Origin of the sequence: Xenorhabdus anantnagensis, assembly GCF_028598555.1 — a bacterium.
Classification (GTDB): Bacteria; Pseudomonadota; Gammaproteobacteria; order Enterobacterales; family Enterobacteriaceae; genus Xenorhabdus; species Xenorhabdus anantnagensis.
This window is the reverse complement of the sequence record NZ_JAQRFN010000007.1, coordinates 108,983-132,574: the sequence shown is the minus strand read 5'-3', so window position 1 is coordinate 132,574 and position 23,592 is coordinate 108,983. Positions and strand designations below refer to the sequence as shown.

Below are 23,592 nucleotides of genomic sequence, written 5' to 3'. Positions count from 1 at the left end.
TACTAACCCGTAATGATTTGATGTTGTAAGGCATAGTGAACAAGCTCAATAGTGGAATCACACTGTAATTTACTAAGAATATTAGCACGATGAACATGTACGGTTTTGGGGCTTAGCTCAAGTTGTTCAGCTATATCTTTCACGCTAATTCCATTGATTAGCAGATTAAAAATTTCTCTCTCCCGTGATGTTAGTATTTTTAGTGCGGTTACTTCTTGAGGTTTCTGGCGTAGCGCTTTCAATGCGTCAGCGCAAAGGTAAATTTCGCCTCTGTGGACAGTATATACGGCCTGGATTAATTCTTCTGGCCCACAGCATTTCGTCAAATAACCTCGAGCACCTGAATCTAACGCACTTTGCACAAGTGCAGCAGTGTCATAAATACTCAACATAATTGTGCGAAAATTTGGGCATGTGGGGCGAAGTCGTGCCAAAAGCTGTAGGCCACTTTCGTTGGGCATGGAAATATCCATGATCACGATATCAATCGTTTTTTTTAGTAAATCTGACCATGCTTCATTGGAACTGCTGTATTGTCCGACGACTATAATATCATCTTCAAGTGTCAACAATTGAGCGAAGCCTGAACGGACAACAACATGGTCATCAATGAGGGCAATTTTTATCTTCATTTTTATTGTATATTGTAGGGTGTTTTATTATAAATTAAGCTAGATATCATAATGTTCACAAAATAAAATTCATGCAAATAAATAAACTAAATTTGTTAGTTGGATAACAAATTTCATTATAAAATAGATAAGTTATATTAATTTCAATTGGTTATTATTGTTTTTTTTATTGTTGCGCGTTTATGTGAGAATGAAATTTATAAAATTAATGGATGGTGACGGTATGGAATTGAAAAATGAAACTGTGCTTAGACCAGCAGAAAGCCATTTGTGGATTTTTGCATCTGGTTATGGTGGATATTGACTCAAAAGATTCTTGAGTATTATGAAAAATATTAAGGTGTAATTAGTTATTATCCTAAGACAGCAGACCAAAAATAAAAGGCTGAGAGGCAGGTAAATAGGGCTGATTATTTAAAAGTATTAATTAAACTTTTACGGTTTAATGGGGGTGAATAATTTTCTGAAAAAATTATTTATTTCTTTAATTCTATAAGTTAATTTTATAATAGTTAATTGGTTTATTATGAATCAATCATAAATATTATTTCCTTATAAATGTCTTTAAATTACTTATGTTTTACTCAGCACGCTATGTTTTAATGCATTCATGGTTGATGCATTAAAAAACATCACATAAGAGAAGTTATTTCTCACTTAAAAACATCCAATTTTTTCATTATTGTAGAGTTGTAGATAATATTAATTTTTATTTATTATTATTTATTTCAAATGTATTTATATAAAATTATATTTTTTAAACCAATGCTATTTTTTATGAATTTGCTGGATTGAAGTGTAAAATTAAGTGTTATATTATGTCTTAGGAGAATTGTAAAATATCATTTTTTACAGTGTAATTTTTTCCTTTGAATTATTTGTAATATTTTCCCATATGGAGAATGTTATTTTTTCCATGGGATGCGCTTTGTTTTTCTATGGTTGTTTTTAGGAAAAACTGCGTATAAACAACAAAGAGGGTCATTACAAATGAAAGCACTAGTCATAATTGACATGTTGAATGATTTTGTAACGGGGGTTCTCGCTAATGAAAAAGAAGCAATGAAAATTATTCCCGTGATTCAGAGAGCAATCAACTATGCTAGAAATCAACGCGATTGGTTGGTGGTGTATGCTAATGATGCCCATCATGCAACTGATCGCGAAGTAGGCATCTGGGGAAATCATGCTTTGATAGGAACATGGGGGGCTGAGGTCGTTGAAGTATTGGCTCCCATTGGTTCAGAACGTGAAATCGTCGCTCCAAAACATTATTATAGTGCCTTTGATGGAACTGGTCTGGAAGATATTTTCCGACAATATGGTGTCACAAAAGTTGTTTTGGCAGGGCAGCATACAAATTGCTGTGTCCGGCATACAGCTTATAGCGCATTTGTCTTAGGTTATGACATCATAGTTTTGTCTGATGCTGTTTGCACGTATCAAGGCATTGATCAGAATGTTGCACTTGATTATTTAAAAACTATTTACGGTGCTGAAATTATTACAAGTATTGAGTTAGGCATACCGCCAAAATAAAGTACGCTATATTTGATGAAAACATGAATAACTGGCAGGTTGATATTCTGCCAGTCAAATAGATCAGGTCGAGTGCAAATATTTATAGATCGGGTAAATTTCGGCCGTAATAGATTTCCTGTATCTCTTTTTTAAGTAAACGGGTTATTTCTTTCTTTTCCACTTCACGTAGTTCTTCAGCTGTGGTATTGAATAAATATTCATTCAGATCAAATTCTTTTAACATCATTTTGGTATGGAAAAGATTTTCCTGAAAAATATTTACATCAATCATATGGTACTGAGATTGGATTTCTTCTGTCACGTAATTTTGGATGGAATTAATTTCATGATCGATATAGTGTTTTACGCCATTAACATCCCGAGTAAAACCACGAACACGATAATCCATCGTCACAATATCAGATTCCAATTCATGAATCAGATAATTCAGTGCCTTAAGGGGAGAAATAACACCGCAAGTTGACACTTCAATATCTGCCCTGAAAGTACATATACCGCCATCTGGATGGCTTTCCGGATAGGTATGCACACAGATATGGCTCTTGTCCAAGTGGGCGACGACAGAGTCGGGGAGTGGGCCAGGGTTTTCCGTATTATCCACAAGGTTGGGATCAATAGGCTCTTCACTAATCAGAATGGTAACGCTCGCACCTTGTGGATCATAGTCTTGGCGGGCAATATTAAGAATGTTTGCACCAATGATTGAACAGGTTTCACTGAGTATTTCAGTGAGGCGGGTTGCATTATACTGTTCATCAATGTACGCGATATAACTGTCGCGATCGGCATTTGTTTTTGCATAACAGATATCGTAAATACAAAAACTCAAGCTTTTTGTTAGATTATTAAAGCCGTGCAATTTCAGTTTGCGCAATTTAATTCACCTCCCGGATGATGGGTGGTTATGGATTTCCAGATAGCGCATTCAGTAAGTATTGCGGTAGTGCAAAACTTCCTGCATGTACAGCTGGTGTGTAGTAACGGCAGGTTATGTCCGCATCTTCAAAACGTTGTTGTAGTATTGTCAGAGGTATCTGTCGTAAGGCAGTATTCTGCGTTGCCCATGCAAACGTCATGATTCCACCGTAATAGGTTGGAATGGCCGCTTGGTAAAAACTGCTGTCAGCAAAATAATGATTCAACTTTTTGTGGCTATTGAGAGCTTCATCTTGTTGTAGGAAACAAACACCGTTTTGGGCTACAAAAATACCTCCTTCGTTCAGGCAACGAGCGCAGCCTGCGTAAAATTCAGAGGTAAACAGACTTTCACCTGGCCCTGCGGGGTCGGTACAATCAGAAATGATGACATCAAATTTTTCAGATGTGGTTTTGACAAAATTAACGCCGTCGTCAATCACTAGTTTGAAACGGGGATCGTCATAGGTTCCTGCGCTATGGTTTGGCAAATACTGGCGGCAGAATTCGACGACACCAGCATCAATTTCTACCATTGTGATACTGTCGAGATAGTTATGGCGGCAGACTTCACGTAGCATCCCACCATCACCACCACCAATGATCAATACTTTCTTGGCTTGACCATGGGCAAATAGTGGTACATGAGCCATCATTTCATGATAGATAAATTCATCGCGCTCTGTGGTTTGTACTACACCATCAAGTGCCATGATGCGGCCTAGTTCTGTATTTTCGAAAATGATTAGATCTTGATGCTCAGTTTTATCGTGATAGAGCACGTTTTCAACTGCGAAATACTGACCGAAATTGGAATGCAACGTTTCATACCAAATTTCTTTTTGTGACATCTTCTGGTATTCCTCCATTGTGATATTCATAGGCATTGGGCGCATATGCATATATAGAAAGCGCACATAGTAGCCAACTATTCACATGGTTGTCACTTAGTTTCAACATGGAATTAACCTGTAGAAGTATTCAAAGGAGCTATTTTACATAGGAGAGTAAACCGAGGGAGTTCCGTGCAAGAGAGCGACATTTAGCCTCATGAGGCAGGCTGATTCCCTTCAAGTCGTTGTATCCTAATCTCTTTAGCTCCTGCATTAACTGAGTGTCATAGTTACTGAGATCCCACTTTTGATGTTGGGCAAAATAGAAAATTGCGTGCTGAATTTGACTCTTCGGGATTTGACTATAGCCGCAGTCATATTTTAGATAAATAAAGACTGCCTCTAGATCTGCAAGCTCTTCTGCTTCATTTTCAGACAACGCTGTTGCCGGTTGAGCAAAAATAAGCAGAGCTAGAATGTATATGAGCAAGGTAATTTTTTGCATAATTTCATTATACTGATTTTCTACCGATTTACATAAATTAACACACTAATATCTTTGTTAGCCAAACTTTATTTTCTTAAATTTGATGCGATTACCGTTTTTTCTGCCAATTAAAAAATTTAGCACAAGCTTGACCAGAATACTACGCTGGCACCCAAGTATAACCTTGCTCATCTTTGCAAATATGTCCGATTCCGGGGAAGGGTAAATGTGCGGCACCAATTAACCATTTATCTTGAGAGGCCTTTTTGAAAACGTACTTACGTGCTTCAACAGCTTTATCATTAGCTGTATCAAACTCAATGGAAACTTCTGGATGCATAAATTGCACTGAATAAGAGTGCACAATATCACCCCAAATCAGCATGTTATTATTACCAGAGCGTATTCTGAATGAGGTATGACCCGGAGTATGGACGAAAGTGGGTATTGCTTCGATACCAGAAACAACATTATCTCCGCTTTTAAAAGTACGGAATGCTTTTTTGGCAATATATGGCGCGATAGCATCTTGTGCCTTTATTAGGGTTGTTGGTGTTATTTAAGATTTTCAAAAATAATTGCTCCAGTCCCTTTTTCACCCAAAATATCATTTGGATTGCGTAAGGGGCAGTCGGTGAGTGAAAGACAGCCACAGCCGATACAGCTATCTAAGTTATCGCGCAATCTGGTCAATTTTTTGATGCGTTTATCTAGCATATCCCGCCATTGCAAAGAGATTATCTGCCATTGCTCTGCTGTCAAATTACTATTGGGGGGAAATTGACATAAAACTTCTTTAATTTCTTTAAGAGGAATTCCTGTACTTTGTGCAGCCTTGATAATTGCAAGGTAGCGCAGGACAACCGAAGGAAAACGACGTTGGTTGCCGTGATTACGTGAACTTTTAATCAAACCTTTCGATTCATAAAAGTGAATTGCCGATATTGCAATTCCACTACGTTTTGAAACTTCGCCGATAGTTAAATTCTGATTGAAATTAGTACATTTATCTTTCGTCATCTCTATTGACCTCAAGTTAACTTGAGATTTTATAGTTCAACGTTGCTGTGTCTGTCAACTAGCAAAAAATACCGCCCCGCTGTTTTATCGCGAAGAAAAGATTGGATTGTTTTTTTTAATAATCAGGAAAATAGATGATGCAACGTTTTATTGAAAACGCACTTGAGAGTAATTGGCTATGGCTTGTTGTCCGGCTACTGCTTTTGGTTATTTTCATTTCATCTGGACTTGCCAAACTTATCGACTTTGAAGGCAGTCTGGCAGAAATGCGTGCTGCGGGATTACATCCAGATTGGTTTTTTAATATCGCATCAGCGATTGTTTTGCTGTCTGGTTCTCTACTGATTTTATTTGATCGTTTTGTTTGGCTTGGTAACGCTGATTGGGCTTATCAGTAAGCCCATTATTGTTTGCCAGTGGTGCAGGGGCGAGGCTGTTACTCATGCAGGGCAATAATTGATTCAATTTCTATTTGCAAATCTGGATGAATAAGATTTGATACTTCAACCAGTGAACAAGAGGGTAAATTTCCTTCATAAAAATCAAACAGCAATGGACGAATTAATGGGAGTTGGTTGATATTTTTAACGAAAATAGTGAATTTTATCAGATCAGATTTATGCCGTTTCTCCTGCTCAAGTATCGAAGTAATTTGTTGGAGAATAGTAAATGTCTGTGATTCTACGTTATGAGTTTGGGCTTCCGTACCAAGAGCCGTTAGACCTGAAACATATAATAGACCATGATGTTTGGTTGCATGTACATAAGGGCCTTTGACTTGAGGTAAATCGTCATAATTCATTCTAATAACCAAGATATGCTCCTTAATGATTAGCACCTTTATACCCGTCGTCTTTCAGGTTGCGGCATTATTTCCTGAGCTGCAACCTGAAATCTATTGGGGATATTATAATGAGATTAAATAATATCTGTTGTAAAAACTTGCACGATATCAGTCAAGTTCAAGGATAAATAATACTTCGTATGCTCATATTCAAAATGTTTATTTAATGAGTCATGATCAATAAATTTCTCCCACATGATAAAAGAACGTGGATTTTCACGGGATTGTTGAATGAAAAATATTTCACAGCCTGGCTCTAACAGCGTTTTTTGTTGCAGGACGTTCAATTCCTTGACAACGATGTCAAGGTCTGCTTTTTCATTGGCTCTAATTTCTGCTGTGACATAATATCCATTATTATACATTTGTATTGACCTTATCATTTTAATGAAGTGCTAAGGTTAAACGAAACACTTCTTATAAATTTACAGACGGTAATATACTTCTAAATATAAAGTTTAAACAAATGATAATAACTTTAATAAATTATTCATAATTTTTGTTATTCTTTGAAAATATTTTTTTAAATTGCTCAATAGCAATTTCCTGTTTATCGAATTTTATAAAATATAAGGATTGCCATTTTTGTGTTTGGATAGCCTGTTTTGATGTAGGCGATACCCATGTGGGATAGACCCGAATGGCTCTTTTACCTTCTTTAGTTCGACTTGAGAAAATACCTTTGTTTAACAGGGTATGTGAGTCAAACAGAAAAATACCTTTTTTCTGTTCTGAAAAAGTCGCTATTAGGCAAAAATCAATGTTATCACTTTTGTTAAAAGGCATTATTTCTGAAGCTAGATTTGGCCTTTTCCAAAGCGTGACGAATTGCCCTTGTTTACTAGGCGTTGTTTTAGCTTGACGAAAAACTATTGATTTACCATTCAGTTGAAACCGCATGGCACTATAATCATGGCTTTCTGTTTCGAGGCAGGGAATAGTATCCAGTTGAAGACCTGTAGGAAGTAGCAAATATTCTTTTACTTTAGTAAAAGCATCAGGGAAGTTGTCTGTATTTGATTTTGATGATGTCAATTTTTACCTCTCTGTTGAAACTAATAAATCAATAGGATAAGGAGCTTTAAATGGGAAAATAATCTTATTCACTTTTCTCTGAGAATAACATCAAGAAAATTATGAATAGCCAGACGGAATTTTTAGAATTAATAAAAACCAATATATAATATTTCTTGTTTGAATTCACATCATGGATGCATTAAATGAGATGTCTTTATTTTATCTGCTTATTATGTAATCAAAATAAAATTTATGATCCCAATAATAACTTTAATTTAAAACATTATCTTATAATTGGATATGATAGTGATGTTGAGATACTGTAACTCGAAGTCAATTAGGTATATACCCTTCGTCTTTGTTATGAACATAGAGTTATCTATGCTCGCGGGGATTCGCTCCCTTACCGCTGCGATGTATCTTGAAACCCATTGGGTATAGAGAAATAGCGCCCTGTCCAAAAGAATAGGGCGCTATATTCTGGAGAGAATAAATACACTTAATTAAGATAAAGCGTCAGAGCCATACCCGGCTTCATATCTTTAATTTTGACGTTTTTATTCCAATTCTGTAGATCATCAGGGTTTACATCGTGGTGTTTAGCGATGCTAAAAAATGAATCACCTTTTCGTACATGATAGGTAATTGGGCCATTATTATCGATTTTCAGCACTTGACCGATCTTGAGCCGATCAGCGGTTTTTAAGCTGTTCAATCTCTGCAATTTTCGGTGAGTAGTATTAAAGCGCTTCGCAATCGCTGACAGCGTATCCCCTGAACGAACCGTATAATGACTTTGTTGTTGTAACTTGCGGGTATTGTGTACAACAGCCAGCCGGATGTCTTTCAAGACGTCTTTATTTGCCAAAGAAGTTTTAAATTGGCCTACGTTCTTTCTTGGTAGCATGATGTAATGCGGCCCATGAGGAGACGTCATACCTCGTTTATATCCTGGGTTATATGCCCTGATTGATGTCAACGATAACCCGGCTAGTTCAGCCGCTTGTGACAACATGATTTGTTGTCCTACTTCCACTTTAGCCAGTGCTTGCTGGTTGTTAGGCCTAGGAAGTTCGAAAATAAATTTTTCGTCATGACGAATGATATTGCTCAGTGCCAATATTTTGGGGACATAGTGCATTGTTTCCCGTGGCAGTGACAACGACCAAAAATCTGTTGGCTTTCCTTGTGCTTTATTTTCTCTGATTGCACGCATAACCCGACCTTCGCCACTGTTATAGGCGGCAATGGTCAAAAGCCAATCCCCATTAAATCGTGTATTGAGGTATTGAAGCATATCAAGAGCGCCCGCTGTTGATGCAGCAATGTCACGACGTGCATCGTACCATTTATCTTGCTTCAGGCCATAATGACGCCCTGTACTTGGGATAATCTGCCATAAACCTGCGGCTTTGGCGTAGGACGTAGCATGAGGGTCAAAAGAACTCTCAACGATGGGCAGCAATATCAGCTCCATTGGCATATGTCGATTATCAAGCTGATCAACTATCCAATAAATGTATGGCCCCGCACGTAACATCACATTTTGGAGATGTTTCTTGTGTTTTAAATAGTAACTTTGTTGTTCGCTCACCCTGATATTGTCAGGAATTCCCATCTTCAACTCATCGCGGATATGTCCCCATAAATCTTGCTGGGCTGTCGGACTTACCTTCCAGTTTGTAGAATCTTCTGGTTCTGCAATACTGTCTGTTTTCTGATTCGTTGAAGACATCTTCTGTGCTTGTTGCTGGGAAGGAGCCTTGGGTTGCAGGCTCGATTGGCACCCAGCAAGAAGCACAGAGGCGAGCAAGATAGCTTTTGTCTTCATGTTAATTTTCGATTTTCGCCTAAAAGGTGAGCAATAATACTGACCTATTACGTAGAAGACAACCCAACAAAATTAAAATCGATCTTTATAAACCCTTAATTGCTGAAAAACAGAAGAAAGTGATATTGAATTGGGTTTGATACCGATATTTTTTTGTAAATCAATGTCGTGGCAATTTAAGAAAACATTAATTTTTTTCTCTGTTTGTAAATTGGTTGGAACTGTTGCTTGGTTATTTTCACGTAATTTAAGAATTTCTTGATAATAATCGTGAATAACCTGATTGTTCGGTAATACTGCTTTTGCAAATTTCATATTTGCCACAGTATATTCGTGAGCACAACAGATCAATGTATCGTCGGGTAATAATAAAATTTTCTCAAGAGAGGAAAACATTTGCTCGGCTGTACCTTCAAATAGACGTCCACAACCGCCAGAAAATAGAGTATCTCCACAAAATAGGTAAGGGGCCTGATAGAATGCAATGTGACCAAGTGTATGCCCTGGCAGTTCCATAACCCGGAGAGCAAAACTTCCTATTTCAATGGTGTTATTTTCATGGACAATATGGGTTGCTCCTTTTTGTTGCGTCTCCTCAGGGCCATATACGGGTAATTCGGGGTGTTGTTTGAGTAGCCCGGAAACTCCGCCAACGTGATCATGGTGATGGTGTGTCAGCAGAATAGCGGCGGGAATGAGTTGGTTTGTTGCTAGAATATCAATGACCGGCGCTGATTCAGCGGGGTCGATAATGACACAATGTTTGTGTTCATCACAAAGTAACCAAATGTAGTTATCTGAAAGGGCTGGAATCCTGATAAGCTCCATTATACGCCTCGTTTTCATAGTAGGTTTTAGTAGGTTTATAGTAGGTTGAAAGGAAGATGACATGCGATCAGCACGTTCAATCAAGCAAATAACCCTCCCCGCTTCTTGGGCCGAGTTACCGTGGGGAGAATATTACCGTGTCGCCCTAGAACGTCAATTGGAACCATGGTGGCCAAAAATCTTTGGTTTTCATTTAGTGAAAGTCGGTAACTTAAGCGCTGAAATTGACACCCGTTCCTGTTTGATCCGCCATCAAGTCAATATTGGATTGCAAGGGAAAAATATGAATGTCATTACTGATCCCCACCACCTCCCTTTTGAAAGTAAATCTGTTGATGCCTGTTTGTTGGCACATATGTTGTCTTATAGTATTGATCCGCATTGGTTATTGAGGGAAGTGGATAGGATCATGATCGACGATGGGTGGTTGGTGATCAGTGGTTTTAATCCAATAAGTATATTGGGTTTAAGGAAAATGATTTCCCCGATATGCCGCCGACAATCTTGCAAAGCTCAGATGTTTTCAATGTTGCGTCAATTAGATTGGCTGCGCCTGCTTAATTATGAAATTATTCATCATGCTAATTTCCATGTTTTACCGTGGCACAAAAATGAAAAGAGTCTTTATAGCCTCAATGCGTCAATATTTGGTTGTCTGAATGTGATTATTGCCCGCAAGCGGACAATACCTTTGACATTAAATCCCATGCGAACAAAATTGTTGAAACCGAAATTCAGTAATGCATTGGGGGCGGTGAAGAAGATTCACCGACGCTCTTAAGGATGGATTAGTTTTCGTTTTCAATATAGCCAGTATCGGCCTGAGTAGGGTTATTGGCGGCTGCGCGAGCCAGTTCATCACATAACTCATTTTCCCGATGCCCGGCGTGGCCTTTGACCCAGCGCCAATCAATATCATGGCGCGAAATAGCTTTATCAAGTCGCTGCCAGAGATCAACATTGACGACCGGAGATTTGTCCGCTTTTTTCCAGCCGCGTTTTTTCCAGTTGTGGATCCATTGAGTGATCCCTTGGCGTACATACTGGCTGTCTGTCGTCAAAATCACATTACAGGGGCGTTTAAGCGTTTCCAGCCCTATTATGGCCGCCATTAATTCCATACGATTATTGGTTGTGTGAAAATAACCGCCATTCAAGGTTTTTTCTTGCTGTTGGTAGCGCAGTAAAACGCCATATCCGCCGGGGCCGGGATTGCCGAGGCAAGAACCATCAGTGAAAATTTCTACCTGTTTGCTCATCTTTGGTAGACTCTTCCTATATCATCTTTAATCAAAACTCTAAGTCTGACACAAAAAAACACTATGAGCACTGCTATTACCCGTCAAATAGTCCTCGATACCGAAACAACCGGTATGAACAAGTTAGGTGTTCACTATGAGGGACACAACATCATTGAGATTGGTGCTGTGGAAGTTATCAACCGTCGTCTGACAGGACGCCATTTCCATATTTATATTAAACCGGAACGTTTGGTTGATCCGGAAGCATTTGAAGTTCACGGCATTAGTGATGAGTTTTTGCAGGATAAACCGAAGTTTGCGGATATCGCTGATGAATTCATTGAGTTTATTCGTGGTGCTGAGTTGATTATTCATAACGCAACGTTTGATATCGGCTTTATGGATTATGAGTTCAGCAAACTGAATCGAGATATTCCACCAACTGCTGATTTTTGTACTATTACAGATAGCTTGGTGTTAGCAAGGGCACTTTTCCCCGGCAAGCGTAATAACCTCGATGCGTTGTGTGATCGTTACCAGATCGATAACTCAAAACGTACTCTCCACGGAGCATTGCTCGATGCTGAGATTCTGTCTGATGTTTATCTGGCAATGACAGGTGGTCAGACATCATTGGCATTTTCAATGGAAGGTGAAACATCAGGCAATTCTCAGGTTGCAGAAATCAAAAAGGTTACTCGTCCGCAGAGTGGGCTGAAAATTGTTTATGCTTCCGATGAAGAATTAATTCAGCATGAATCTCGTTTGGATCTGGTGGAAAAGAAAGGGGGAAGCTGTCTTTGGCGTTCAAAACCTGAACAGTTACATTGATAAAACAGGAGAAAAGAGGGGTAAATGCTTGGTTAAGGTGAAAAACTGTGCAAACGAAACTTTTCGTTATAAAAAGCGATTGACTGATTTTGCTATAGCCCGTATTATCCACCCCGTTCTTAACCAGAACGCCATGCGGTGCGGTAGTTCAGTTGGTTAGAATACCGGCCTGTCACGCCGGGGGTCGCGGGTTCGAGTCCCGTCCGCACCGCCAGAATTTATAAGCCCTGAGTTTTTGACTCGGGGCTTTTTCTTTTTTTGCATTTGCGGAAAATCTCAAATCAACTTATAGAAATACGTAGTTCCTGCAAATTCTCCATTGGAATTAATGGCAAAGTTTGGAATTTGTCCGACTTCAATAAAACCACATTTTCGATATAGCGCTGAAGCCGGATCATTGGAGCGTGTATCCAAAACCAGCAAATTGCGCTGATGCTGTTTTGCCGAAAATTCTAATTCATCCATCAGTATTTGACCGATGCCTCGCTGGCGATAAGCAGTGTGTACCATCAATTTTTCTATATCTGCGCGGTGTAGGCCGTTCTTTTTCTTGCAGAGGGAAAGTTGCACTGAACCTGTGATGTTCTCACCTTCCTGAGCGACCAACAACAATCGATGACCGGATGCAAGATCGGCTTCGACATCTTGCCAATATTGCTCCGCTTCGTTTTCTTCCAATGGCGCAATAAATCCGACGGAGGCATCACTTTTGACGCAATTTTGAAGTAAGTGAATCAGCCCATCACGTTTTGTATTGATAGAAGCTAATTGCATGATGGTTGGTGCTGATATTGAATCAGATGTAGGGTTGGATTTTGTCATTTATTATTGATTTTTGAATAAGAGGTGATTGAATACCATACAGTAAGGTTTTTGCGATGTATATGGCAATAATGGGAGGGAATGGTGAAATGATGAGTAGGAAAATTATGAAATATACCATTCTCTGAACCAGTAAATGTTTCGAGTCAGAGAGTATTATCACTTTTATAATCATGATCCTAGCTTGGCAGAAAAACTCACTCTTTTGGTCTTGATTAACTTGTTGAGTATCGTGTCTAATACAACACTTTCTTATTGCGCAAATCACGGTGTGAAACAATTCCCCATTTGCGCAAACTCGCCTTCAGTTGCACGCATTGGCCTGAAAATGCATAGAAACAACGGAGTAAATCAAAGAATTGTTACCAAAGGAAAATTAATATAGTTCTCCTTATCCGGTATTAATGATTGCGGTTTATATGCCGCGCTGCGAAAATTAGTTCTTAGTTCACTAACGCTTTTATCCGACTTGGAGTAAAGAATGACCACTCGTAAAACCCTTGCTAATGCTATCCGCTTCTTGAGCATGGACGCTGTGCAGAAAGCAAAATCAGGGCATCCTGGTGCACCAATGGGAATGGCTGACATTGCCGAAGTGCTGTGGCGCGAATATCTGAACCATAATCCTTCTAACCCTAACTGGGCTGATCGTGACCGTTTCGTGTTATCCAATGGTCACGGCTCTATGCTGATTTACAGCTTGCTGCATCTGACGGGTTATGATGTTTCTATTGATGATTTGAAAAATTTCCGTCAATTGCACTCTAAAACTCCAGGCCATCCAGAGTATGGCTATACCCCCGGCGTAGAAACCACTACCGGCCCATTGGGGCAGGGTATCGCCAACGCAGTAGGTTTTGCGATTGCCGAACGTACACTGGCAGCGCAATTCAACCGTCCAAGCCATGATATCGTCGATCACTACACTTATGTGTTCATGGGTGACGGCTGTATGATGGAAGGGATCTCCCATGAAGTTTGCTCTTTGGCGGGCACACTGAAACTGGGCAAATTGATCGCATTCTATGATGACAACGGTATTTCTATTGATGGTGAAGTAGAAGGTTGGTTCACTGATGATACCGCAGCGCGCTTTGAAGCCTATGGCTGGCATGTTATCCGTAGCGTAGATGGTCATGACTCTGATGCTATTGCGGCAGCCATTGAAGCAGCACGTAAAGAGACAGGCAAACCATCCCTGTTGATGTGTAAAACCATCATCGGCTTTGGTTCACCAAACAAAGCAGGTAAAGAAGAATGTCACGGTGCTCCGCTGGGTGATGCTGAAATTGAAGCAACTCGTCAGGCTCTGGGCTGGGAACATCCTGCGTTTGAAGTTCCTCAGGACATTTATGCTGGCTGGAACGCTCAGGAAGCAGGCAAAACCAAAGAAATCGCTTGGGAAGAGAAATTTGCTGCATATGCCAATGCTCATCCAGAACTGGCTGCTGAATTCACCCGCCGTACCAGTGGTGAACTGCCAGCGAACTGGGAAGCAGAATCCAAGGCATTTATTGAAAACCTGCAACAGAATCCAGCCTCCATTGCCAGCCGTAAGGCATCACAAAACGCACTGGAAGCATTCGGTAAAGTTCTGCCAGAATTCATGGGTGGCTCTGCTGACTTAGCACCAAGTAACCTGACCATATGGTCAGGCTCCAAGCCATTGAACGAAGTTCAGGATGGTAACTACATTCACTATGGTGTGCGTGAATTCGGTATGTCTGCCATTATGAACGGTATCGCACTGCATGGTGGTTTTGTGCCTTATGGCGCAACATTCCTGATGTTCGTGGAATATGCCCGCAACGCTGTACGTATGGCAGCACTGATGAAAGTGCGTAGCATTTTCGTTTATACCCACGACTCCATCGGTCTGGGTGAAGATGGCCCAACCCATCAGCCAGTCGAGCAGATTGCCAGCCTGCGTGTAACTCCAAACATGAGTACATGGCGTCCATGTGACCAAGTTGAATCTGCGGTTGCGTGGAAATATGCAATTGAGCGCAAAGATGGCCCAACTTCATTGATCTTCTCCCGTCAAAATCTGGCACAGCAAGAGCGTACTGCTGAGCAATTGGCGAATATCGAGAAAGGTGCTTACATCCTGAAAGATTGTGCCGGTCAGCCTGAATTGATTCTGATTGCAACGGGTTCTGAAATGGAACTGGCTGTGAAAGCGGCTGAACAACTGAGTGCTGAAGGCCGTCAGGTTCGCGTGGTTTCCATGCCATCTACTGATGCTTTCGATAAGCAGGATGCTGCATACCGTGAAGCGGTACTGCCAGCGGCAGTTTCTGCCCGTGTTGCTATCGAAGCAGGTATTTCTGATTACTGGTTCAAATACGTTGGCATCAATGGTGCTATCGTTGGTATGACGACTTTCGGTGAATCTGCGCCTGCTGATGCTCTGTTCAAAGAATTTGGTTTCACTGTTGAAAATGTGGTAGCCAAGGCATCCGCTTTGCTGAAATAATCTGCAAATAGTCCGTATAAGCGCATTCGCATCAATGTTAGAGCGAATGCGCTCTTTTTTTGTCCAATTATTCCTCTGTAACGCAACCAATGGCGCTTGCCATCACGCTTTTTTTCTCGTAATCTGCTTTTATAATGGCTGAACCGTTTCAGTTCGGTGTGTAAATTTGGTATGTAAATTAGATCAATAAAATGTCTTGCCTGTCACAATCTGATTAATTTTGTGATGAATTATCCGTACAAGCAGACATTGCTCAGTTATTCTAAGCGATCGCGTGGCTACAGATAAATTCAGGGAGTAACATGACTATCAAGATAGCTATTAACGGTTTCGGAAGAATAGGGCGCAGCGTCTTACGTGCTCTTTACGAATCCGGGCGTCGGGCTGAAATTTCGATAATTGCTATCAATGAGTTGGCGGATGCAGAAGGCATTGCCCACTTATTGAAATACGACTCTAGTCATGGGCGTTTTGTATGGGATGTACGCCTGAATAATGATTTATTGCAGATAGGGGATGACAGTATCCGGCTGTTTCATCAACAGGATATCTCGGATCTGCCGTGGAAAGAGCTGGGCATTGATATCGTCCTTGATTGTACGGGCAAGTATGGTGAGCGGGCAGACGGAGAATCTCATATTGCCAGCGGAGCCAAAAAAGTCCTGTTTTCACATCCGGGAGGAAATAATCTGGATGCAACCGTGGTGTACGGTGTCAACCACCATTCATTGGTTGCAGAAGATCGCATTGTTTCCAATGCATCCTGTACAACAAATTGCATCATTCCAATTATCAAGGTGTTGGATGATGAGTTCAATATTGAATCAGGTACGGTGACAACCATCCACGCATCCATGAATGATCAACCCGTGATTGATGCTTATCACCGTGATTTACGTCGAACCCGGGCGGCTAGTCAATCCATCATTCCTGTTGATACAAAACTGGCTGCGGGGATCTCACGTGTTTTCCCTAAATTCAGCGATCGGTTTGAGGCAATTTCGGTTCGAGTGCCGACTATCAACGTGACAGCCATTGACTTGAGCGTGACAGTCCGTGCGGCAGTGAATGTTGAAGATGTTAACCAACTCCTGCAAAAATCAGCGGCCAGAGAGTTTCGTGGTATAGTGGATTATACTGATTTGCCGTTGGTTTCAACGGATTTTAACCACGATCCCCACAGTGCCATTGTGGATGGCACACAAACGAGGGTTAGCGGGAAGCACCTGATTAAAACCCTTGTGTGGTGTGACAATGAGTGGGGCTTTGCCAATCGCATGATTGATACAACGCTGGCAATGGCCGCAACGGGTTTCAAATAATCATTTGTTATGTCACACACGACACATAGCAGAAGATTGAGTAATTTTATAAAGAATCAATGAGAGGATTCACCATGTCTGTAATTAAGATGACTGATTTAGATCTGGCGGGCAAACGTGTATTGATCCGCGCTGATCTGAATGTGCCTGTAAAAGATGGCAAAGTGACTTCTGATGCACGTATCCGTGCGTCCTTGCCGACGATTGAGGCTGCGTTGAGTCAGGGAGCCAAGGTCATGGTTACTTCTCACCTGGGGCGCCCGACCGAGGGAGAATACAACGAAGAGTTCTCACTGCAACCTGTCGTTGATTATCTGAAAGAAGCACTTTCTTCTCCTGTTCGTCTGGAAAAAAACTATCTGGATGGTATTGAAGTGTTGGAAGGCGAATTAGTTGTTCTGGAAAACGTTCGCTTCAACAAAGGTGAGAAAAAAGACGATGAAACGTTATCAAAGCAGTATGCAGCACTGTGTGATGTGTATGTAATGGATGCTTTTGGTACTGCACACCGTGCACAAGCGTCAACTCACGGCGTTGCTAAGTTTGCCCCAGTTGCCTGTGCAGGTCCGCTGCTGTTTGGTGAACTGGATGCTTTGGGTAAAGCGCTGCATAACCCAGCCCGCCCAATGGTGGCGATTGTGGGTGGTTCTAAAGTTTCAACCAAACTGACTGTTCTTGATTCACTGTCCAAAATTGCCGATCAACTGATCGTGGGTGGTGGGATTGCCAATACATTCGTTGCCGCTGAAGGGCACAATGTTGGCCGTTCACTGTATGAAGATGATTTGATTCCAGAAGCGAAAAAACTGCTGGAAAGCTGTGATATCCCAGTTCCTACCGATGTTCGTGTTGCGACAGAGTTCTCTGAAACTGCGGAAGCAACGCTGAAATCCACCAGCGAAATTAAAGACGAAGAACAGATCCTTGACTTGGGAGATGATTCTGCCGAACGTCTGGCTGAAATTCTGAAAAGTGCCAAGACCATTCTGTGGAATGGCCCGGTAGGTGTTTTTGAATTCCCTAACTTCCGTAAAGGAACCGAAATTATTGCCCGTGCAATTGCTGAAAGCGATGCTTTCTCAATCGCAGGTGGCGGTGATACCTTAGCAGCAATCGATCTGTTCGGAATTGCTGACAAGATCTCTTACATCTCTACTGGTGGTGGTGCTTTCCTTGAGTTCGTTGAAGGCAAAAAACTGCCAGCCGTTGTGATGCTGGAAGAACGTGCTAAAAGTAACTAAGTTGTAATAGCAGGCAGCATTGACTGCCTGTTCAATGTCAATACAGGACCACGTAACATGTCTAAAATTTTTGATTTCGTAAAACCGGGTGTCATCACTGGTGATGATGTTCAAAAAGTCTTTGCCGTCGCTAAAGAAAACAACTTCGCGTTACCAGCGGTTAACTGTGTCGGTACTGATTCTATCAACGCAGTGTTGGAAACGGCGGCAAAAGTACGTGCTCCGGTCATTATCCAGTTTTCTAACGGCGGTGCGTCTTTCGTTGCTGGTAAAGGTCTGAAAGCCGAAGGTCAGCAAGCCGCGATTATCGGTTCCATTTCTGGCGCTCACCATGTTCACCAGATGGCAGAACATTATGGTGTTCCTGTTATCCTGCATACCGACCATTGTGCACGTAAGTTGCTGCCATGGATCGACGGTCTGTTGGATGCGGGTGAAAAACACTACGCACAAACTGGCAAGCCACTGTTCTCTTCTCACATGATTGATCTGTCTGAAGAATCTCTGGAAGAAAACATCGAGATTTGCGGCCAATATCTGGCACGCATGGCGAAAATCGACATGACGCTGGAAATTGAACTGGGTTGTACCGGTGGTGAAGAAGATGGCGTTGATAACACTCATCTGGACAGCTCTTCCCTGTATACTCAGCCAGAAGACGTGGCTTACGCGTATGAGAAACTGAACGCTATCAGCCCCCGTTTTACTATCGCGGCTTCTTTTGGCAACGTTCACGGTGTTTATAAACCAGGCAATGTTAAACTGACGCCAAAAATCCTGCGCAACTCACAGGACTACATTTCTGAGAAATTCAACCTGCCACACAACAGCTTGGATTTCGTCTTCCACGGTGGCTCCGGCTCTACCGCAGAAGAGATTCAGGAAGCGGTTAGCTACGGTGTAGTGAAAATGAATATCGATACCGACACCCAGTGGGCAACTTGGGAAGGTATTCTGAACTATTACAAAAAGAACGAAGGCTACCTGCAAGGCCAGTTGGGTAACCCAGAAGGCGCGGACAAGCCTAACAAGAAATTCTACGATCCGCGTGTATGGTTGCGTGCCGGTCAAACTGCCATGATCGTTCGTCTGGAACAGGCTTTTAAAGAACTAAATGCGATTGACGTGCTGTAATTGAGATAATTCATTGCATTGCATAGATAGTCAATTTTCACATTGCACTCCATAACGGAGTGCAATTTGATTTAAGCTCTAACTCAGATTGGGGAATTTACAGCCACGAGTTAACCTATTGTTATCACCGCCATAGGATAAACAGCCTGATAGGGACCTGACAGTGCAGGTAAGGTAGCATTAGATTTGAAGAGACAGAATTTCCGCCCGTTATTTGAATTATCAACGAGCGGAAAATTTGCTCAATAAAGCAGAATTAGGCAGATTACGCCTTCACTTCCTCTTTCATAATACGATTCAGCCACGGCACCATAAAGGCCATAATCACGGCAACAACCAGAGTAGCAATCCCGATTTTACTGAACACGCTAGTATAAATTGGCAGAGTTTGCAGGGGATCAGTCACACCATCTGGTGCGGCGGTAAAGGCAGCTACATAACTGCCCAATACTGATGCAGCGGCTTGTGACAGGAACCACATACCCAGAATAAAGCCAGTCAGATAGCTAGGAACAAATGCAGCCACCATTGCCAGTCCCAGAGCACTAATCATCAATTCGCCGACACTTTGGAACAGATAAACCAGCACAATAAACCACGGGGAAGTTATGCCATTTTCATCGGCAAATAGACCTGAAGCTGCGGCTGTCAAGAAGCCCAGAGAGCACAAGAACATGCCGAAGGTGAATTTTGTTGGCATGGAGAAATCTTTGCCTTTGGCACCCAACTTAGTATAAACAACCGCCAATATTGGACTAACAACGATAATCCAGAATGGGTTCAGTGCTTGGAAACTGATAGGGTTGACATCAAAACCCAAAATTTGGTGATGCACGTTATTGATGGCAAAGAAATTGAGGGAAGTGGGCATTTGGTTATACAGGATGAAAAATACGACCGCCTGAAGCATCAAAATAAATGCCACGAACATTTTATTACGGCCAATGCGATTTTGTTTAAATGCCTGCCAGAAGAAAATGAAAACGACAACAGCGGAAATCACCATCAGGGCGATATTGGCAATTTTGATATTGTGGAGCAACCAGGTACAGATGCCAATCGTGATCACTGTGCCGATAAGAACCGCAAACAAAGTTGCATAGTTTACCGGAGCATGATCGGGTTCTGAACCAATGTCATGCACCATACGGCGGCAGGCGATATAAACCAGCAGAGCGATAATCAGACCAATACCACAGATATTATAGGTAACTGCATAACCATATTTTTCGGCAATGACGGGAGCAAGAGAAAGAGAAACCAGAGAACCAAGATTAATGGACATATAGAAGAGCGTAAATGCACCATCTAAACGTGGGTCTTGTGGCTGGTAACATTTTGCCAGCAGGCTGGCGGGGTTGGCTTTGAAAAGGCCATTACCAACAGCGACGGTTCCCAATGCATAAAAAATCAGGTCAGGGTGCATGATAGACAGGCCAATCATGAAATAGCCGATTGCCATTACAATGACACCCAGAATAATGGTGCGTTTTGTCCCTAGTAAGTGATCACCAACATAACCACCGATAGAAATCAGGCCATAAACCAGTGCAGTAAATGCACCAAAGGTGATAAAAGCTTGTGCTTCTGAAAAACCGAGTTGGTGAACGAAATAAACGGCAAGAATGCCTTGAACTCCGTAGTAACCAAACCGTTCCCATAGTTCCACAAAAAAGATCATAAAAAAGGGTTTTGGTTGATCCCATAAACCGACCGGACCGGTTTTACTCATAGTGAATGCCTCTGTTAACTATCATTGCGATGGGCAATACATCCAGATAATTATACTGTTGTTAACATGTTTGTAACTTAATGTATCGCACGGGTTGTGATTTGGTTTATTTATTCAGGGTGATCGTGAAGCGAAGTAGGTTAATATACTGGTATAGTATCTTCTCAATGGTTGATCACACTAACGGAAAAAAGTAATACCAGATTTGACAGAATATTCACTAAATTAATATCAAAAATTATTAATCAGAGGCTTGTGTGTTCGTAAATGAATCGATTTGATTGTCATTTAACCTATTGTATTTATTATGTGTTGAAAAATGAGAGATGAAATGAAAGTAAACACCAAATAAAATCACTAATATCTATATATTAATTTTTTGTTATGTATTTAACTGTCGATTTCATCTTTTTAAATAATATGGAGGATTTTCAAATTGGGATTTATCAAAACTTTTAGGTGATAATCAGTTAAAAATCTCTTAAATATTAATTAAGAAAGATATTGGTAAGAATGAGTAGATGAAGGCCTTTTGATAAAGAACCTTCATATTTGGAGGCTAAGTTGGGAATATTGCTGTTTTAAACATGAGGTTATTTTAAACAGTGGCCGTCATGTTTTTATCCATTACTGAATGAAAATCACGCTTAAAATAAATCAATCCATGGCCTTCTTCTCTGACCATGATCTGTTTTATTTCCACTAAATAAACATAGTGAGTACCGACTTCCTGTATCTGCTCGATACTGCCTTCCAGATTGGCAAGGGTTCCTTTTAGCATAGGTTGCCCCAGTGAGCTGTTGTGCCAAATATCCCAATTGAAGCGCTCTTCCATACTGACATCAGTCATGCCAGCGAAATGGCGAGCCAGCGATTCTTGTTCATGATTCAGGATATTGACACACAGGTGACCATTTTCCTGAAATACCGGATTCATGGCGCTATTGCGATTCATACATATCATCAGAGTCGGAGGCGTATCTGTCACAGAACACACCGCCGTTGCAGTTATACCACAGCGCCCCGCAGGGCCATCCGTGGTGATGATATTCACCGCAGCGGAAAGGCTTGCCATCGCATCTCTGAAACTCAGGCGATGTTTATTTTCTATAGACATAATAGGCCTCCTGCTACTGATTTATTTCAGCAGCTTATCTAACAGGTTAATATCACGGTTATTGTGTAAGTGGGGTTTGGTCCAGCCATCCAAATCATAGTCAGAGAGGCAGCGATCCACTAATTCCGTCATTTTTTTCATATTGCCGGAGCCATGGGCATGACGCAGACATTGCAAGCGAATTTCGTCCTGACTGCCGGCATAATTGATTTCGTATAATTCATGGCGACCGCCGAATTCACTGCCAATGGCATCCCACATTAATTTCAAAATCTTAATTCGTTCTACGTGGTCAATACCATTAGAGCCACGGACATACTTTTCAAGATACTTATTGATTTCAGGGTTATTCATATCACGCACACTGGATGGCAAATAAATCAAGCCGCTGGTGACATTGCTTTCAATAATATTCTTGATTTTGGTATAAGCCATGGGAGCCATCACGCGATAGGATTGAATCGCTTGGGTATCGGGCAAATAAGCGCCGTTTTCCCACGGCTTGGATTCTGCCCACATCGCATCTGTCAGTGACCAGAACAGATTGCGCCATGCGACGACTTCTCCCAGATCGGCCTGAACGCCGCGAAAATCCACCACGCCAGTGCATTCAAGGCTTTTTTGCAGTAGGCCCGTGATGAAATCCAGCTTAACGGCAAGGCGCGTACAGGCTTGCATAGGGAATAGTCGTGCAAATCCACTTTGTACTGCCCAGTGACGGGCGCGATCAAAATCGCGATAAATTAACACATTTTCCCATGGAATTAATACCTTATCCATCACCAGAATAGCGTCATTTTCATCAAACCGACTGGAAAGAGGGTAATCAAAAGGTGATCCGGTAGCACCCGCCACCAATTCATAGGAAGCGCGAGAGATCAATTTCACGCCATCGGCATCCATTGGTGCAACGAACATAAGGGCAAAATCAGGGTTGTCACCAATAACCTGCGCAGAGCCAAAACCGATAAAATTATAGTGAGTCAGGGCTGAATTGGTTGCGACAACTTTGGCGCCACTGACAATAATTCCGGCATCCGTCTCTTTTTCTATCTGGATAAAAACATCTTTGACCTGATCCGCGGGCTTGTGGCGATCAATTGGTGGATTAACAATCGCATGATTGAAATAGATGCAACTTTCCTGAATGCGCTTATACCAGATGCGGGCATTGTCAGCGAATTGTCCATAATATTCGGGATAAGCTCCCAGTGAGCAGCAGAATGCAGCTTTATAATCGGGTGAACGCCCCATCCAGCCGTAGTTTTGGCGCGACCATTCGGCGATGGCATCACGCTGTTGGCGGAGGTCATCAGTGCTGGTGGCGAAACGGAAGAATTTGTGGGTGTAGCCGCCATTTCCGGTATCGGTATCCCAACAGAGTACATCATGAGTTTCCGGGGCATGCAGGGAATCATACAGCTGACCAATTGAAGCAGCCGCATTGCGGAAAGCCGGATGTGTTGTAACATCTTTGACTCGTTCACCGTAGATGTAAATTTCGCGGCCATCTTGTAGTGAACTCAGATACTCTTTGCTGGTAAATGGGCGTTTATGATCAGCACGCAAATCTTCTAGTTTCATAGTAACCTCATGCTCCGCAGAATCCCCTCATTTTGATTTGTTATCCATATGAGGATTAGGTGTTAATTTTATGTTTCTTTCACTGTTTGATTGAAGCGGCTAAATGGTTTCTATTGAAGAGATTTTCAGAAGGTTTGCTGGTA

Annotated in this window: 24 protein-coding genes and 1 tRNA gene; 9 read left to right on the top strand and 16 right to left on the bottom strand. The window is 41.5% G+C overall.

The window, feature by feature from the left end:
• Positions 1-2: 2 nt before the first annotated feature.
• Positions 3-632, bottom strand: coding sequence for a response regulator transcription factor (locus PSI14_RS07575; protein WP_273575338.1), 630 nt, complete (start codon positions 630-632; stop codon positions 3-5).
• A 990-nt stretch (positions 633-1,622) separates the two neighbouring features.
• Here PSI14_RS07575 and PSI14_RS07570 point away from each other — a divergent pair.
• Positions 1,623-2,171 carry a cysteine hydrolase family protein gene (locus PSI14_RS07570; RefSeq protein WP_273575337.1) on the top strand — a complete coding sequence of 183 codons (549 nt, stop codon included), beginning with the start codon at positions 1,623-1,625 and terminating at the stop codon, positions 2,169-2,171.
• A gap of 82 nt (positions 2,172-2,253) precedes the next feature.
• Here the strand turns inward: PSI14_RS07570 and speD are convergent, their stop codons facing one another.
• The 5 genes from speD to soxR all read right to left on the bottom strand — a co-directional run bounded on the left by speD (position 2,254) and on the right by soxR (position 5,429).
• Complete coding sequence (gene speD / locus PSI14_RS07565; RefSeq protein WP_273575336.1) at positions 2,254-3,048, bottom strand: adenosylmethionine decarboxylase; 795 nt, start codon at positions 3,046-3,048, stop codon at positions 2,254-2,256.
• Between the two features lie 28 nt (positions 3,049-3,076).
• Positions 3,077-3,940, bottom strand: a complete 864-nt coding sequence (speE, locus tag PSI14_RS07560) for a polyamine aminopropyltransferase (protein WP_273575335.1) — start codon at positions 3,938-3,940, stop codon at positions 3,077-3,079.
• A 139-nt stretch (positions 3,941-4,079) separates the two neighbouring features.
• The gene (locus PSI14_RS07555) at positions 4,080-4,427 is read right to left on the bottom strand and encodes a YacC family pilotin-like protein (RefSeq protein WP_273575334.1); all 348 of its coding nucleotides are present in this window, start codon (positions 4,425-4,427) and stop codon (positions 4,080-4,082) included.
• Positions 4,428-4,569: 142 nt separating this feature from the next.
• Positions 4,570-4,794 carry an MBL fold metallo-hydrolase gene (locus PSI14_RS07550; RefSeq protein WP_273575333.1) on the bottom strand — a complete coding sequence of 75 codons (225 nt, stop codon included), beginning with the start codon at positions 4,792-4,794 and terminating at the stop codon, positions 4,570-4,572.
• A 170-nt stretch (positions 4,795-4,964) separates the two neighbouring features.
• Positions 4,965-5,429, bottom strand: coding sequence for a redox-sensitive transcriptional activator SoxR (gene soxR / locus PSI14_RS07545; RefSeq protein ID WP_273575332.1), 465 nt, complete (start codon positions 5,427-5,429; stop codon positions 4,965-4,967).
• A gap of 134 nt (positions 5,430-5,563) precedes the next feature.
• Between soxR and PSI14_RS07540 the strand changes: the two genes are divergently transcribed.
• Positions 5,564-5,827, top strand: a complete 264-nt coding sequence (locus tag PSI14_RS07540; protein WP_273575331.1) for a DoxX family protein — start codon at positions 5,564-5,566, stop codon at positions 5,825-5,827.
• A gap of 38 nt (positions 5,828-5,865) precedes the next feature.
• Here PSI14_RS07540 and PSI14_RS07535 read toward each other — a convergent pair whose 3' ends face one another.
• The 5 genes from PSI14_RS07535 to gloB form a co-directional block, all read right to left on the bottom strand.
• Positions 5,866-6,243 carry a RidA family protein gene (locus PSI14_RS07535; protein WP_273575329.1) on the bottom strand — a complete coding sequence of 126 codons (378 nt, stop codon included), beginning with the start codon at positions 6,241-6,243 and terminating at the stop codon, positions 5,866-5,868.
• Positions 6,244-6,347: 104 nt separating this feature from the next.
• Positions 6,348-6,638 (bottom strand): putative quinol monooxygenase, encoded by a 291-nt coding sequence (locus tag PSI14_RS07530; RefSeq protein WP_273575328.1) that lies wholly within the window; start codon positions 6,636-6,638, stop codon positions 6,348-6,350.
• A 121-nt stretch (positions 6,639-6,759) separates the two neighbouring features.
• Positions 6,760-7,308, bottom strand: a complete 549-nt coding sequence (locus PSI14_RS07525; RefSeq protein WP_273575326.1) for a MepB family protein — start codon at positions 7,306-7,308, stop codon at positions 6,760-6,762.
• A gap of 481 nt (positions 7,309-7,789) precedes the next feature.
• The gene (gene mltD, locus PSI14_RS07520; RefSeq protein WP_273575325.1) at positions 7,790-9,121 is read right to left on the bottom strand and encodes a murein transglycosylase D; all 1,332 of its coding nucleotides are present in this window, start codon (positions 9,119-9,121) and stop codon (positions 7,790-7,792) included.
• A 72-nt stretch (positions 9,122-9,193) separates the two neighbouring features.
• Entirely contained in the window at positions 9,194-9,949 is a 756-nt protein-coding gene (gloB, locus tag PSI14_RS07515) for a hydroxyacylglutathione hydrolase (RefSeq protein ID WP_273575324.1), read from the bottom strand.
• A 61-nt stretch (positions 9,950-10,010) separates the two neighbouring features.
• Between gloB and PSI14_RS07510 the strand changes: the two genes are divergently transcribed.
• On the top strand, positions 10,011-10,730 hold the full coding sequence (locus PSI14_RS07510) for a methyltransferase domain-containing protein (protein ID WP_273575323.1): 720 nt from the start codon (positions 10,011-10,013) through the stop codon (positions 10,728-10,730).
• Between the two features lie 7 nt (positions 10,731-10,737).
• Here the strand turns inward: PSI14_RS07510 and rnhA are convergent, their stop codons facing one another.
• Complete coding sequence (rnhA, locus tag PSI14_RS07505) at positions 10,738-11,208, bottom strand: ribonuclease HI (protein WP_273575322.1); 471 nt, start codon at positions 11,206-11,208, stop codon at positions 10,738-10,740.
• A gap of 63 nt (positions 11,209-11,271) precedes the next feature.
• Here rnhA and dnaQ point away from each other — a divergent pair, with 63 nt between their 5' ends.
• Together dnaQ and PSI14_RS07495 are read left to right on the top strand one after the other, a co-directional pair.
• Complete coding sequence (gene dnaQ / locus PSI14_RS07500) at positions 11,272-12,021, top strand: DNA polymerase III subunit epsilon (RefSeq protein WP_273575321.1); 750 nt, start codon at positions 11,272-11,274, stop codon at positions 12,019-12,021.
• 137 nt (positions 12,022-12,158) lie between these two features.
• Positions 12,159-12,235, top strand: a tRNA-Asp gene (locus PSI14_RS07495).
• 62 nt (positions 12,236-12,297) lie between these two features.
• On the opposite strand, the gene PSI14_RS07490 is transcribed toward PSI14_RS07495, so the two are convergent.
• Positions 12,298-12,843, bottom strand: coding sequence for a GNAT family N-acetyltransferase (locus PSI14_RS07490; RefSeq protein WP_273575320.1), 546 nt, complete (start codon positions 12,841-12,843; stop codon positions 12,298-12,300).
• A 481-nt stretch (positions 12,844-13,324) separates the two neighbouring features.
• On the opposite strand from PSI14_RS07490, the gene tkt reads away from it, so the two are divergent.
• From tkt to fbaA, 4 genes are all read left to right on the top strand, one after another.
• Positions 13,325-15,319: a transketolase gene (gene tkt, locus PSI14_RS07485; protein ID WP_273575319.1), complete on the top strand. Its 1,995-nt coding sequence runs from the start codon at positions 13,325-13,327 to the stop codon at positions 15,317-15,319.
• Between the two features lie 302 nt (positions 15,320-15,621).
• Positions 15,622-16,641, top strand: coding sequence for an erythrose-4-phosphate dehydrogenase (epd, locus tag PSI14_RS07480; RefSeq protein WP_273575318.1), 1,020 nt, complete (start codon positions 15,622-15,624; stop codon positions 16,639-16,641).
• 74 nt (positions 16,642-16,715) lie between these two features.
• Positions 16,716-17,882 carry a phosphoglycerate kinase gene (gene pgk / locus PSI14_RS07475; protein ID WP_273575317.1) on the top strand — a complete coding sequence of 389 codons (1,167 nt, stop codon included), beginning with the start codon at positions 16,716-16,718 and terminating at the stop codon, positions 17,880-17,882.
• A gap of 57 nt (positions 17,883-17,939) precedes the next feature.
• A complete protein-coding gene (gene fbaA / locus PSI14_RS07470) occupies positions 17,940-19,016 on the top strand; it encodes a class II fructose-bisphosphate aldolase (protein WP_273575316.1) in 1,077 nt (358 codons plus the stop codon).
• A gap of 265 nt (positions 19,017-19,281) precedes the next feature.
• Here fbaA and dtpB read toward each other — a convergent pair whose 3' ends face one another.
• The 3 genes from dtpB to hpaB form a co-directional block, all read right to left on the bottom strand.
• Positions 19,282-20,748 (bottom strand): dipeptide/tripeptide permease DtpB, encoded by a 1,467-nt coding sequence (gene dtpB / locus PSI14_RS07465; protein ID WP_273575315.1) that lies wholly within the window; start codon positions 20,746-20,748, stop codon positions 19,282-19,284.
• A gap of 598 nt (positions 20,749-21,346) precedes the next feature.
• Positions 21,347-21,865 carry a 4-hydroxyphenylacetate 3-monooxygenase, reductase component gene (gene hpaC / locus PSI14_RS07460; RefSeq protein ID WP_273575314.1) on the bottom strand — a complete coding sequence of 173 codons (519 nt, stop codon included), beginning with the start codon at positions 21,863-21,865 and terminating at the stop codon, positions 21,347-21,349.
• A gap of 21 nt (positions 21,866-21,886) precedes the next feature.
• A complete protein-coding gene (gene hpaB, locus PSI14_RS07455; RefSeq protein ID WP_273575313.1) occupies positions 21,887-23,449 on the bottom strand; it encodes a 4-hydroxyphenylacetate 3-monooxygenase, oxygenase component in 1,563 nt (520 codons plus the stop codon).
• Between the last annotated feature and the right edge of the window lie 143 nt (positions 23,450-23,592).

Excerpts from the sequence above, each read along its gene's own strand:
- pgk (WP_273575317.1), top strand. The coding sequence starts at position 16,716 with ATGTCTGTAATTAAGATGACTGATTTAGATCTGGCGGGCAAACGTGTA.
- PSI14_RS07550 (WP_273575333.1), bottom strand. The coding sequence starts at position 4,794 with ATGCTGATTTGGGGTGATATTGTGCACTCTTATTCAGTGCAATTTATG.
- dtpB (WP_273575315.1), bottom strand. The coding sequence starts at position 20,748 with ATGAGTAAAACCGGTCCGGTCGGTTTATGGGATCAACCAAAACCCTTT.
- soxR (WP_273575332.1), bottom strand. The coding sequence starts at position 5,429 with ATGACGAAAGATAAATGTACTAATTTCAATCAGAATTTAACTATCGGC.
- PSI14_RS07540 (WP_273575331.1), top strand. The coding sequence starts at position 5,564 with ATGATGCAACGTTTTATTGAAAACGCACTTGAGAGTAATTGGCTATGG.
- gloB (WP_273575324.1), bottom strand. The coding sequence starts at position 9,949 with ATGGAGCTTATCAGGATTCCAGCCCTTTCAGATAACTACATTTGGTTA.
- hpaC (WP_273575314.1), bottom strand. The coding sequence starts at position 21,865 with ATGTCTATAGAAAATAAACATCGCCTGAGTTTCAGAGATGCGATGGCA.
- PSI14_RS07570 (WP_273575337.1), top strand. The coding sequence starts at position 1,623 with ATGAAAGCACTAGTCATAATTGACATGTTGAATGATTTTGTAACGGGG.
- rnhA (WP_273575322.1), bottom strand. The coding sequence starts at position 11,208 with ATGAGCAAACAGGTAGAAATTTTCACTGATGGTTCTTGCCTCGGCAAT.
- PSI14_RS07575 (WP_273575338.1), bottom strand. The coding sequence starts at position 632 with ATGAAGATAAAAATTGCCCTCATTGATGACCATGTTGTTGTCCGTTCA.
- dnaQ (WP_273575321.1), top strand. The coding sequence starts at position 11,272 with ATGAGCACTGCTATTACCCGTCAAATAGTCCTCGATACCGAAACAACC.
- speE (WP_273575335.1), bottom strand. The coding sequence starts at position 3,940 with ATGTCACAAAAAGAAATTTGGTATGAAACGTTGCATTCCAATTTCGGT.
- PSI14_RS07555 (WP_273575334.1), bottom strand. The coding sequence starts at position 4,427 with ATGCAAAAAATTACCTTGCTCATATACATTCTAGCTCTGCTTATTTTT.
- PSI14_RS07510 (WP_273575323.1), top strand. The coding sequence starts at position 10,011 with ATGCGATCAGCACGTTCAATCAAGCAAATAACCCTCCCCGCTTCTTGG.
- mltD (WP_273575325.1), bottom strand. The coding sequence starts at position 9,121 with ATGAAGACAAAAGCTATCTTGCTCGCCTCTGTGCTTCTTGCTGGGTGC.
- PSI14_RS07530 (WP_273575328.1), bottom strand. The coding sequence starts at position 6,638 with ATGTATAATAATGGATATTATGTCACAGCAGAAATTAGAGCCAATGAA.
- hpaB (WP_273575313.1), bottom strand. The coding sequence starts at position 23,449 with ATGAAACTAGAAGATTTGCGTGCTGATCATAAACGCCCATTTACCAGC.
- epd (WP_273575318.1), top strand. The coding sequence starts at position 15,622 with ATGACTATCAAGATAGCTATTAACGGTTTCGGAAGAATAGGGCGCAGC.
- tkt (WP_273575319.1), top strand. The coding sequence starts at position 13,325 with ATGACCACTCGTAAAACCCTTGCTAATGCTATCCGCTTCTTGAGCATG.
- fbaA (WP_273575316.1), top strand. The coding sequence starts at position 17,940 with ATGTCTAAAATTTTTGATTTCGTAAAACCGGGTGTCATCACTGGTGAT.
- PSI14_RS07490 (WP_273575320.1), bottom strand. The coding sequence starts at position 12,843 with ATGACAAAATCCAACCCTACATCTGATTCAATATCAGCACCAACCATC.